The 12,294-nt window shown below is 68.7% G+C and carries 9 protein-coding genes; 1 reads left to right on the top strand and 8 read right to left on the bottom strand.

What is annotated here, in order from left to right:
- Positions 1-55: 55 nt before the first annotated feature.
- Positions 56-1,615 carry a nicotinate phosphoribosyltransferase gene (locus PKD89_RS02865; protein WP_289011341.1) on the top strand — a complete coding sequence of 520 codons (1,560 nt, stop codon included), beginning with the start codon at positions 56-58 and terminating at the stop codon, positions 1,613-1,615.
- 27 nt (positions 1,616-1,642) lie between these two features.
- On the opposite strand, the gene PKD89_RS02870 is transcribed toward PKD89_RS02865, so the two are convergent.
- From PKD89_RS02870 to hemL, 8 genes are all read right to left on the bottom strand, one after another.
- The gene (locus PKD89_RS02870; protein WP_324332265.1) at positions 1,643-2,611 is read right to left on the bottom strand and encodes a sulfotransferase; all 969 of its coding nucleotides are present in this window, start codon (positions 2,609-2,611) and stop codon (positions 1,643-1,645) included.
- On the bottom strand, positions 2,604-4,115 hold the full coding sequence (locus PKD89_RS02875) for an O-antigen ligase family protein (RefSeq protein ID WP_287379935.1): 1,512 nt from the start codon (positions 4,113-4,115) through the stop codon (positions 2,604-2,606). Before PKD89_RS02875 ends, PKD89_RS02870 begins: the two co-directional genes overlap by 8 nt.
- Positions 4,112-5,266 carry a glycosyltransferase gene (locus PKD89_RS02880; protein WP_287394080.1) on the bottom strand — a complete coding sequence of 385 codons (1,155 nt, stop codon included), beginning with the start codon at positions 5,264-5,266 and terminating at the stop codon, positions 4,112-4,114. The genes PKD89_RS02875 and PKD89_RS02880 overlap by 4 nt, the downstream gene beginning before the upstream one ends.
- A complete protein-coding gene (locus PKD89_RS02885; protein WP_287379933.1) occupies positions 5,232-6,764 on the bottom strand; it encodes a Wzz/FepE/Etk N-terminal domain-containing protein in 1,533 nt (510 codons plus the stop codon). Before PKD89_RS02885 ends, PKD89_RS02880 begins: the two co-directional genes overlap by 35 nt.
- Positions 6,754-8,529 (bottom strand): oligosaccharide flippase family protein, encoded by a 1,776-nt coding sequence (locus PKD89_RS02890; protein WP_289011342.1) that lies wholly within the window; start codon positions 8,527-8,529, stop codon positions 6,754-6,756. The genes PKD89_RS02885 and PKD89_RS02890 overlap by 11 nt, the downstream gene beginning before the upstream one ends.
- Positions 8,526-9,827, bottom strand: a complete 1,302-nt coding sequence (locus PKD89_RS02895) for a hypothetical protein (protein ID WP_289011343.1) — start codon at positions 9,825-9,827, stop codon at positions 8,526-8,528. The genes PKD89_RS02890 and PKD89_RS02895 overlap by 4 nt, the downstream gene beginning before the upstream one ends.
- Positions 9,824-10,786, bottom strand: coding sequence for a glycosyltransferase family 2 protein (locus PKD89_RS02900; protein WP_289011345.1), 963 nt, complete (start codon positions 10,784-10,786; stop codon positions 9,824-9,826). The genes PKD89_RS02895 and PKD89_RS02900 overlap by 4 nt, the downstream gene beginning before the upstream one ends.
- A gap of 211 nt (positions 10,787-10,997) precedes the next feature.
- Positions 10,998-12,287, bottom strand: a complete 1,290-nt coding sequence (hemL, locus tag PKD89_RS02905) for a glutamate-1-semialdehyde 2,1-aminomutase (protein WP_287394073.1) — start codon at positions 12,285-12,287, stop codon at positions 10,998-11,000.
- Between the last annotated feature and the right edge of the window lie 7 nt (positions 12,288-12,294).

The following is a 12,294-nucleotide window of genomic DNA, read 5'->3' on the forward strand; positions in this document are numbered from 1 at the left end:
GAAGGTACCCCCACCGTCGCCCCGACGGGGAGCGTCCCCCCGTAGCTTGGTTCTCATGGCACCTCAGCGCCCGGGCCCCCAGCTCACCGACGGGATCTTGTCGACCGACTTCTACCAACTCACCATGGCCCAGCTGTACTTTCGCGCCGGGTTGGCCGATCGTCCAGCTCGCTTCGAGCACTTCTTTCGGAGTTACCCGGACTACGGCCGCCACCAGGCCGGGTACTGCGTAGCGGCCGGGTTGGCCCCCTTCGTGCGCTGGATGAACTCGGTGCGCCCGACCGGCGCCGACCTCGACGCGCTGGCCGAGCATCGCAGCACGAGCGGCGGTCCACTCTTCGGCGACGACTTTCTCGGTTGGTTCGCCGACCTGGACTTTTCGGCACTCACCGTGGACGCCGTGCCCGAAGGCCGAGTGGTCCACCCCAACACGCCGATCACCGTCGTCGAGGGCCCGTTAGCTGCCGCCCAACTCCTCGAGAGCCCGCTGCTGAACCGGCTGAACTTCCCCACCCTGATCGCCACTAAGGCGTCGCGGGTGACCGAGGCGGCGCTGGGGCGTCCCGTGCTCGAGTTCGGCATGCGACGGGCCGCCGAACGCGGTGCGGATGCCGCCACACGCGCCGCCCTGGTCGGCGGCGCCAACTCCACCTCGAACACCGCCGCCGGGTACGCCGCCGGGATCGACCCCTCCGGCACCCACGCCCATTCGATGATCCAGGCCTACCTGGCCCTCGGCGAGGGCGAGCGGGCCGCCTTCCAGGCCTACTCTGACGTCTACCCGGACGACTGCTTGTTGCTGGTCGACACGGTCGACACGCTGAACAGCGGCGTACCCAATGCCATCGCCGTCTTCGAGCAGCTCCGGCGGCGGGGGCACCGGCCGGTGGGCATCCGCCTCGACTCGGGCGACCTGGCCTATCTGGCCATTCAGGCGGCCCGCCAGCTGGACGAGGCCGGGTTCGAGGACACGACGATCGTGTTGTCGAGCCGCCTCGACGAGCTGACGATGTGGCAGATCACCCACCAGATCCAGGAGGAGGCCTCCCAGGAGGGTCTCCGGGCGTCCGCCGTGATCGACCGCCTGGTGTTCGGGGTCGGATCGCGACTGACCACCAGCGACGGGTCCCCCAGCCTCGATGGTGTGTACAAGCTGGTCGCCCTGCAACGCGACGGCGCCTGGCAGCCGGCGATCAAACGCTCCGACACCCCCGAGAAGGTGCTCAACCCCGGGAAGAAGCGCCTGTGGCGGGTGACCGACCGACGGGGTATGGCCACGGCCGATGTGCTGTCGACCGTGGACGAGACCCTCGAGCCGGGGCGGGACGTTGAGCTGCACCACCACTCCCGTCCGGATGTCGGCCGTGTGCTGAGCGCTACGGACTGGGAGCAGGCCGAGGAGCTGACCGTTCGGGTGGTCGACGGCGGGCGCATCGTCTCCGATGGCGGCCAGGAGGCCCTCGACGACCTCGACGAGATCGGCGCCCGGCGGGTGGCCGATGTGGCCGCACTCGGCCCGGGGGTGAGGCGATTGGTCAACCCTCACACGTACCATGTGTCGATCACCGACGCGGTGTGGAAGCTGAAGCAGTCGCTGCTCGCCGACCTGGAGTGACCCCAAGCTCCGGGGGGCGACGGCCCATTACCGAGGTGCGGTCTCGGCTCCCGGCCCCGCCTCCGACCCACCGGGCGAACCCGATGCCCCCCAGCCGGTCGTGATACCGAGCAGTTCCTCGACGGCGGCGATGTCACCGGCCAGCTCGACGGTGAGCTTGGTCCGTAGATCGCCGTCCATCGGATCGGACGGCGCTTCGTTGCGGGGCGTTACGTCGGCCACCACATGTCGGGGCAGGCCCAAACGGTCGGTTATTTGATCGACGGTCGCCTGTGGATCGGCGTAGAACGTCTCGGCGGTCACGACCAGCATCCGATCCCGACCAAACGCATCGAACCACCGCCGCATCATCGGCGCATAGCGGCCCTGGTCGACATAGCTCTGATGGCGGTGCGGGAACGATGCGTAGGTCGGGTCGGCCAGAATGCGGGCCTCCTCCCCGGCGGTGCGCTCGGCCTCGGCCTCGATCGCCGCGGCGAAGTTCAGCGTCTCGGTGTGACGACGGCGTTCCTTCCAGTGCGAGAACGCCCGGTCGACCGGGTTGCGCAAAACTGCGACCACCAGTGCGTCGGGCGCCACCGCAGCCGCCCGCTGGGGAGCGAGCGGATGGTACAGGTCGTACGGCGACGATTCGCCGGCGACCGGGTGAAAGCCCAACCTTGCCCCGACCCGGGCGCGGGTGCGCTCGTGGGCGAAATGCGAGCGCCACCACCGCTCCCCGCGGTGCCACTCATCGGACAGGAAATAGGTGCCCTTGGAGTTGGGCGTGGGGAACTGGGCGAGCAGGCCGGGATGCTGGGACAGGTAGTGCCACAGCGAGGTGGTTCCACCCCGTTTGGCGCCGATGATCAACAGTTCGGGCGGCGGACGCCTGGACGCTGTGGCGACGCCGTAGCCGCGCAGGGCCGCTTTGGCGCCGTCGGCGAGCCGGTCCCCGAAGCGATGGCCGCGGAGGCGCTCTCGCAATGACCGTGTGATGGCCGGCTGGTCAGTCAAGTTCGCGCCTCCGGAACTCCGCAGGACGTTCCTGTACGCGGGGAGACGCGGGGGCGATCGCCGGCCCGTTTCGGTGCGTCGGCCTCCTGGTGCGGCGCTCGCCGTCGAGGCGCTCCCAGCGGTCCCGCTGCACCAGCCCGGCGGCAACCCCGACGATCGGCAGCTGCGGGAGCAGCCCGTAGAACCCGAACTGCAGCACGAAGATGAGGAAGACCACCGCCGACCACACCTCCACCTCTCGTCGCGTTCGCAGCGCGATGTTTGCCGTCCGCACCATCCAGACCAAAAACAGTGCGAGGGCGATGAACCCGTGGTTGTACATGATCCACCAGACCAGCCCGTGGGTACCGACCGGCGGGGTGTTCTCCCGGGGGGTCGGCGCACCCCACCCGGTCAGGGGCGACTCCAGAGCGCCGCCCCAAGCGTCCTCATACAGGGCTCCCCGGGACTCGTTGCTCGCCGTGGCGGTCTCGATTTTGGTGAGCGCCAAGGCGCCCAGCGGTGTCACCACCAGCGTCACCGCTGCCACCACGGTGACCGTGGCGGCCACCTTCAGGCCGGTCCAGTCGCCGCTGACCGCTCGCCGAACCGCCCAGTAGACCAGCATGAGGACGATCGACATCCACAGGCCACGGTTGAACGACAGCACCATCGGGACCGAGGCCAAGGCCAACATCACGTGTCCGAACCGCCGACGTCGGGGCACCGACGAACGGACGAAGGCCGAAAAGAAGAACGGCAGCGTCAACCCGACGGTCGAACCCCAGCCGTTGGCGTAGGCCATCGGCGCCGAAGGGCGGGCCAACGTGTACCCGAGATAGTTGGTCACCTCGGCGAGGCGCAGGCTGCTGACCGAGTCGATGAAGCCGGCGCGGCCGATCCCAGCGGGCAGCACGAGCTGCAACACGCTGGGGGCCTCGAAGGTTCCGGCGACGAGGACGAGGTACCCGAAGGCGATGAGACCGACGAAGAGGAGGCCCATCCAGCGGTGAACCACCTCGGTGGGCAGCCGCTGCCGGGGCACGTTGGCAAACCACACCAAACAGCACCACATCGAGGCCATGATCGCCCACCGATACCCAAACAGCACCAGCCCCTCGACGTTCTTCAGGTGGATGCCCGATGCCCCGACCATGACCAGGAAACCGGCGAGGGCAACCGCGCCGGTGGGCATCCGGAACCGACTTGGGCGGGCGACGATCACCAGTCCGAAGCTCACCACCGGCAGAATCCACACATACGGGTACAGCCCGAGCACCCAGAGGACGGGGAGCCCGTAGGCCCAGATCGACACCGGCCAGCCGAACGCCAGGTACCTGCGAGCACCTTGCAGGGGCGCCGAACGATCAGCGAATCGACCGCGCTGGGTTCGGGCATCAGCGGATCGACGACGTGGTGTGCCGCCATTGACCAGCTCGGCCTCGAGCGGGCGGGTGCCCTGGACTGCACCGACACCGCCCGTGTCCGTCGGGGCGACGTCATCGACAACCGGTGGGCTGGTCATGTCAGCATCGCTTCGAGCGCGCGGGAAAGGTTGGCGGCTCCCGGGCTGATGCCGCTGGTCAGCGGCGGTACGGCGAACAACCCGGGCTGCGCCAGCAGCTGGTCGAGATGGGCGTGCAGTTCGGCCTCGCTCGTCGCTGTCCGGACCATGCTGCGCTCGCTGAGCAGAGCGGCGAAGGCCACTTGATGGTCATCGACCGCCTCGTCCAGCCCACCCCGACGGGGGACGACCACCGGTCGGACCCCAGCCCGCAAGGCGTCGATCACCGTCCCCGGCCCCGCCCCGCAGACGACGGCATCCGCCTCGTTGATCAGCGCGAGCAGCTCGGCGGAGCCGAGTGCCCCATCGATCCGCTTGGCCGCACCACCCGGATCGCGAGCGGTGCCGAGCTGGATCACCATCCGGGCATCGGTGGCGTGGTCGTCGGCCCACCGCGCCGCCCAAGCGACCAGACGATCGAAGGAATGGAAGTCCGTCCCGACCGTGACGACGATCAGCGGCGCCCCCGAAGCGGACGACACCGTGCCCGGCGCCCCGACCTCGCCGGCGCACTCGTCCACCTCGTTGGCGGGTACTACCGCATCATCAAGCGAATCGGGCCAGATCGTGCCCATCACCTTCGCGTTGGGATACAGCGAGGCCTGCTCCGGCCATTGCACCCACATCGCGTCGGTGAACCGTCGCACCAGCCGACCTGTCACAGTGGCCGAGTCGATCCGGTCGTACACCTCGAGGTAGGCGGTACGGGCCCCGAGTAGGCGACCCAACCAGAAAAAGGGGACGGCAACCCCGGCCCCGGTCGACACGATCAGGTCGGGTCGCAGCCGACGCAACTCCGACCAGGCGAGGCCCAGGTTTCGCACCAGGTTGCGAAGGTTGCGCGTCGTCGGCCGATACGCCCAGGTCACCTCCTCGTCAACGAGCCGAGAGGTCACGTCCGGGACATCGAAGCTGACCCACACCCGCCGGTGGGCCCCCCAAAAATCCTTCAGCTCCAGTAGATGCGACAGGTGACCGCCCGAGGACGCCACCAGCATGATCAGCGGGTCATCCCCGATCGCTCGGCGAGCTCCAAACCACTTCGCCACCTCGATCAGCCACCGATCCGACGACGGTTCATCGCAGGACCACCACACCGGCGAGGTGAGCATCGACCAAGCGAAGTCCTTCCAGCGTCGCCGCCAGCGCGTTGCGATCGGTCAACCTCAGCTCGGCAGCGACCAGCACCCCATCGGCCTGCGGAGCCAGCGCAAGCGCGTCGGCAAACTCCGTCGCCGAGGGTGCGATCATCACGACCTCGTCGAAGTGCACACGATCGGGGTCGGCCAGCGCTTTCTTGAGCGACGAGAACCGGTGCAACCCCTCCCTGGCCTCGTCTCGAGACCCGACAGGCAAGAGCGAAAGGCCCGGACAACCCGGGATTTCGAGCACGGCATCCTCGATCTTGACCGACTCGGCCAGCACTTCGCCCAGACCGGGCCCGGGGGGCACAGAAAAATAGGCGTCCAAGGTGTCGTCCCGCGGGTTGGACCAGATGAGCAGGGTACGGGCGCCCTCGCGCCCCAGCGCAACCGAAAGGTTGGCGGCCACCTCCTCGGCCAGGTTGGCTCCGGCGGACGTGACCAGAAGATATCGAGGCCAAGGGCCTGGCCCGCCATCGAGGCGAAGTGCCAGGCGGCGATAGTTTTCCGCCTCTGGGCTGTCGACCTGGCTGATCTCTCCCGGGGAGCGACCGCGATGTGACCGGCCGAGCCAAGCCCGCGGTCCGCCGGCACCACCGTTCTTGTCGGCGATCATGTCGATCGGCGAAGGGTGGACCACCTGTTGCAGGTCCTGAGCGCTTCGGAGCTTGGGGTCGGCGGAGTCGTAGACGAGGGCGACGAGAAACCCGAGGATCGTCGCAACAGCGACCGCCCCGATCAGCACCACCCCTGCGGTCAGGGCGCCGCTGGCATCCGGCAGCGAGGCGGGCGTGACCACGTAACCCGGCGTCACGTCCAGCGCCTCCCATGCGGACAGGTCGGCCAGTGTCTTGCTCTGCTGTGCAAGTTGTGAGGTCAGCCGGGCGTTGAGCACGGACCCGGTCCCTTGACCCCCTTGGGGGTCGATCCCCTCGAGTTGTTCGGTTGTGTTCTCGATCAGCTTGTCGAGGTTGCTGCGCTGTTCGTCGAGGGCGTCGACCTTCTCGGCCTTACGAGACTCCTCCTGATCCGTTCGTACGTCGAGATAGCTGTCGACCAGTGCCTGGGCACCGGCCTGGGCACGTGCCGGCTTGTCACTCTGATAGGTCACGTCCAGCGTCAAACTGTCGGGTACCACCTCGACCGTCGAGGCATCCCGCAGCCCGCTCATGGTCGTCCCGTCGTCCAGCTCGTTGGCCGCCCGCCGCGTCACCTCGTCCGAGCGAAGGATGCTCTTCTGGGTGGCTGTCAGCGTGGCCGCCGTGACGGCTCCCCCACCGACGGCTTCCGGGCTGTCGCTCACCTGTCTGAGCACCAGGCGTGCCGTCGATTCGTAGCTGGGTTGAGCCAAGGCAAGGTAGGCGCCTCCGGCCACAGCACCGAGCACCGCTGCGAGCACGATGATCCAAAGCCGTCTCCGGACCACACTCAGGTAGTCCGCCAGCGTCATGGTTTCGTCACCGTCCATCGGTGCCTCCCGGCATTGTGGGGAATTGGCGACGAGAATCGTCGCTCAGGTCGAGTAGCGGGGCACTGCCCGCGCTGCCGGCGGGGTGTTCCGCTCGTCCGGCGATGTTGGCCGCCGGCCCGACCGGACTCAGTTGAGCAGGGTCAGCCATCAGATCGTCCAGCCCGGTCTCGCTTCGGAAGCGCCACATGCCGGCCCCAAACGCACCGAGACCGACGAGAGTGGCCAGGAACAGGCCGGTCGGCGTGGCGCCCGCGACCACCCGGAAGAACGCGGCCGGCACACCGACCGTCACCGTGGCGATGCCAGCGGCCCACAGGGCGGTTCTGCTGACCATGTCGACCTGCATCTGCCGGTGGGCCTGCGAAGCCGGCAAGGCGGCGGACAGGACGAGCGTCAACGCCCAGACGACGCCGGCGCCGGTGATCCCCAGCCACGGGATCAACAACAGGTTGCCGACGACGTTGAACGTCACGGCGGCCGCCGCGTTGCCCATCGCTTGCGAGCTGCGACCCCCCATCAGAATCACCGAGGCGGCCGGACCGCACAGCGAGAACACCATCAGCCCGAGCGACAGGGCGAGCAGCGCCCCCTCGGCGGCGAGCACCTGCTCGCCGAAGACGCCGAGCAGCACCGGGGCGAACGCGATCACGAGCAGGTACATCGGCCAGGTGATCGCCGTCTGCCATCCGGCGGCGGTCCGCACCAGGTGGGAGGTGGCCCGATAACGATGTCGCGTCATCAGACCGGACACCCTGGGGCCGACCACCTGCATGAGCGCTTCCCCGACGAACGCGCCGATGAGGACATAGCGGGTGCCCGATGCGTAGATGCCCGCAGCGCTGGTCGAGATGAGCGCGCTGACCAGCAGCGTGTCGATCCAGGCGATCGACACCTCGAACGTTTGTCCGGCGGCGCGCGGTGCGCTGAAGGCCCAGAAGGAACGGGTGGTCGCCAACCACGCCGCACGATCGAGGCGCTGGGCGCCCAGGTGCGCCGACGTTCCCGCGGTCGCCGACGCGGCGCCATGCTTTTCCGGAACGATCGGCGTTTGGCAGGCCCGTTGCATCAGGCGTCGGGTGACGATAACCGCTGGGACGAGGGCAACCAGGTTGGTCGCCGCCCAGGCCCGGGCCACCGCAACCACGTCGCCACCCAGACGGGTGGTGACCAGGACGACGATCGGCAATAGCGCCGCCCGGCCGATCTTCTCGATCGCCGCCTGGGGCCACATCACGTCATAGCCACGCGTCGCCGACACCAGAACGGTCTCGAACACAGCAAAGGGAAGAAACGGTGCCAGCGCGGCAAGGACCTTGGACAGTTGCCCCACCGTCTCGCCGTCGGCGAACAGTTGGGCAATGCTGTCCGAATGGGTGCCGAGCACCCAGGCGAAGCACACGCTGATCACCGTGACCGGAACGAGGCCAACCCACATCGTGGGGGCGATCAGGTCGGGCGTGCGCTCGGCCCGAAGGCGCGAGACCCACCGGATGAGGCCGGTGGCGGCGCCCAGTTCGGCCACCCGAGCCAGGATGTTGAATGCGGCGATCGCCACGAGGGCGACGCCGGCGGCGGTGATGCCGAGCTCGCGGTTGAGCACCCAGAGCAGTGCGAAGTTGGAGGCGCCGTACACGAGCGCTCCGACGAGGTTGAGTGCGCCCCCTCGGGCGACGCCGCCGAGGTGGTTTTGGTCGGATGAACCCTCGTCCGGTTCTGCGCTACCCGAGCGCGCTGTGGCGTCGCCCTGCGGGACCTCGCTCATCGCAGCGGATCCGCTCGTCTGGAGCGGGCGACCAACGCCTCACACAGGGCGGGGAGGTCGTCCAACAGCCGTTCGGCACCGGGCGCCCCCAATCGGGAGGCATTCACCGAACGAGCCGCCAGCTCCAACACATGGGCGGCGGCGATCACCGGATCGGTCTCGCGGCCGACCCCCAACGAGTCCAGGTGGTGTGCACCGTGAAGGCACGCTGCGTCGAGCGCTGCCACCACGCCGGCCCCTTCGACGATCCGGGCCTGTTGGTAGTACCAGTGATACGCGTCGAGGCCGACGGGACGGTCGGCCCCCGAGTACTCCCAGTCCCAGACCCACAGTTGGCTGACGGTACGGGCGACGTTCCACGGCACCCAGTCACCGTGCCATCGACCGAGCAGCACGGCGCTCGCTCCGAGTTGGTCGCTCGCCATCGCCCAGGCGTCCGCGAAGAGCGTGTGCGCCCAACTTGGCACCCCGCCGGGGTCGTCGACGAGCCGATCGGCCCAAGCGGCTCCGCCGGAGGAACCGAACGCCGCCATCCGCACGGGTCCGTCCAGGCCGGCCACGTCGGCCAACGCCTGCGGAAACGGTCCGTCGTCCTCGGTCACGCGGGTCACGTCGGGTGGCATCGGGGCGGTCACCGACACCACGGTGTTGCGCCAGCTGAAGCGGTCGATCGCCAGTGGGCTGACAAAACTGCGATCCGGGAGACCCGCCAGCTGAGTGACGGCGTCGGCCTCGGCCGTCACCTGCGTTCGGGTCAGGTCGGTCCACCCCACCTTGGCGTAGCCCACCGGGCTTCCGGCCCGGTCGAACAGCTGAAGCGTTGGAGTCCAGAACGGGTCGACCACTCGCGGCGACGTGGCCGCGCAGAGCTCGTCGTATCCGAGACGGCGAGCGAGCTCGTCGACCAGCGAAGCCGGGGGGTCGCCCTCGGACGCTGCGAACCGGCCGGATGGAGTGCCGCTGGTCATCGGGGTGCCCCGCATCCGCTGCACGAGGCCGAACCGCAGGCCCCAACCGACCGCAGCGCGACGACGGGCGATCGACGGGGGACGGAGCCCGTTGTAGGCCAGGCAGCTGGCGACCGCCGCCTTCCGGTGGGTCACCGGCACGTAGAACTTGGGGTTGGTGGCGTTGGGAAGCGCGAGGTGGGTCACCGCATCGCCCGCGGCTGCCCGTCGAAGGCCGAGCAGTTCGCCGAGCACGGCCACCGCCTCGTCCACATCCGCCGCATCGGCGGAAGGGGATGGTTCGGTCCGGGCCGCGAACGAACGCCTGCCGGCTGCAAGGTTGCCGGTCATATGCCCCGCCCTCGACGGTTGAGCGCCGCCACCACGCGGTCGGGTGGCAACAGGCGAGCCCACACGCCGAGCGCCAAGTAGGCCCGGGGCTGACGCCAGTCGGCCCTGAGGGTGTCACCGATGAGCGAGCGGGCCCGCGGATCACGCACCGCAGCGGCGGCGAAGGCTCGCTGGCCGAGCACTCTGGAGTGGCCTCGAGGATGCTCGACAAACTCGGGGAACGCATCCAGCAGGTAGCCCAGTGCGCTGTCGATCGTCCTCCAGCGCTCGGCGAAGGAAGAATGTCCGCCCCAACCAATACGCACCAGCGCAGCTCGGCTGGTCGGCAACGGGTGGCGGCGAGCCGCCCGGAGCACGAACTCGTAATCCTCGGCGTAGCCGCCGGGGATGTGCTCGTCGGCACCGCCCAGGCGGTTCGGGTCCAGAAACGCCTCACGCCGCACCATGGCGGTGACGAAGGCCACCTCCATCACACGATCATCGAGCAGATCACCCAAGCTGATCTCGTCGGTCTTCAGCGGCCGGGGAATGAGCTCGCCCCGATGGTCCACCTCAAGGCCGCACACCACGACGTCAGCGTCGGGTCGCTCCTCGAGCAGGGCCACCTGTGCCTCGGTCTTGCCGGGAAGCCAGGTGTCGTCGTCGTCGCAAAAGCCCAGGTACTCGCCGGTCGCAGCCGCCGCACCGCAGTTGCGTCCGCCGGGCAGTCCCTTGCGGTGTGTGTTGGCCATCACGGTGACCGGCCGCTCGGCATCGTCGGAGTTCAGCGACTGATCCGGTGCGGTTCCGTCGAAGACGACCACGGTCTCGATCACCCCGTCGTATCGCTGTTCTCGCATGGAACGGATCGCCTGACGCAAGAGCACCGGACGGTCGACGGTGCAGATGACCGCCGAGACGGTCGGGCGGCGCAGGGCCAGCGGTGGGTCTGCGGGCTGCCCGTGAGCGTTGGTTTCCATCGTGCGGCCGCCTCTCAAACGTAGCGGCCTCACCTGTTCCGCCATGTCCATCCCGCTACGTGCTCACGACTGCTGTCCCGCCTAGGACTCCTTGATGATAGCCCAGCTTGTCGTCATTGTTTCTGTCGGAAGACCGGCACCGCCAGGCCACGAGTCATCGGTCACAAACCCCGGCGCAACCCCGCCGTCGGGTGGGACCTGACCGACGACCTCAGCGGGCGCCGGCGGCCATCGCTGCGGCAACCGAGGCGGCCACGTCGGTGGTCCGGTCGATGTCGGAGTCCTGATGGGCGAGCGACGGGAACATCACCTCGTAGGGGCCGGGTGCCAGGGCGATGCCGGCGTCCAACATGCCGTGGAAGAACTGCGGGTATCGACCGAGCGACACCGACGCCCGCGCCCCCTCAAAATCGAGCGGCAATTCCGGCCCGAAAAACAGGCCGACGAGCGGCCCGACCCGAGGCACCCGCGCCTCCACACCGGCGTCGGCAAACGCCCGGCGCAGCCCTTTGGCGAGGCGTTCCGCCGTCCGCTCGAGCTGCTGGTAGGCATCGACGGTCAACAGATCCAGCACTGCGAGCCCGGCGGCGGTGGCCAGCGGGTTACCGGACAGCGTACCGGCCTGGTACACCGGCCCGAGGGGGGAGATCTGAGCCATCAGCTCCGTTGACCCGCCGTAGGCGCCGACCGGCAGCCCGCCGCCGATCACCTTGCCGAAGCACCACAGGTCGGGATGGACCGACAGGAACTCGCTGGCGCCCCCTCGCGCCAGGCGGAACCCGCAGATCACCTCATCGAACAACAGCAGTGCACCGACCCGGTCGCACTCGGAGCGCAGGCCTTCCAGAAAGCCGGACCGGGGGGCGATCAGGCCCATGTTGGCGGCGACCGGCTCGACGATGACGACGGCGACGGACTCATCGAGCGTCGGTACGACGTTGTAGGGAACCACGATCGTGTCCGCCACCGCACCGGCGGTCACACCGGCCGAATCGGGCGTTGCGGTCTCGCCCAGGTCAAGGCCCTCGATAACACCCGACCCGGCGGATGCCAACAGCGCGTCCGAGTGGCCGTGATAGTTGCCGACGAACTTGACGATCTTGTCGCGGCCGGTGGCGCCTCTGGCCAGCCGGATCGCCGACATGGTCGCCTCGGTGCCCGACGAGACCAGCCGTACCTGCTCCATGCCGTCGATGCGATCGACCAGCGCTTCGGCCAGGTTCACTTCACCGGCGGTGGGCGCCCCAAACGTCGTCCCCCGCTTGGCGGCGTTCTCGATGGCGGCGATCACCACGGGGTGAGCGTGGCCGAGGATCGAGGCCCCGTAGCTCTGCACGTAGTCGAGGAACACCGTTCCCTCGATGTCGGTGACGAAGGCGCCCTGGCCCTCGGCGATGAAGTTGGGGGTGCCACCCACCGATCGGAAGGCCCGCACCGGCGAGTTCACGCCGCCGGGCATCACCTTCAATCCGCGCGTGAACAGGTCGTGGTTGGTCGTCATCAGGCCT

The organism is Candidatus Neomicrothrix sp. (assembly GCF_035329545.1).
Taxonomy (GTDB): Bacteria; Actinomycetota; Acidimicrobiia; order Acidimicrobiales; family Microtrichaceae; genus Microthrix; species Microthrix subdominans.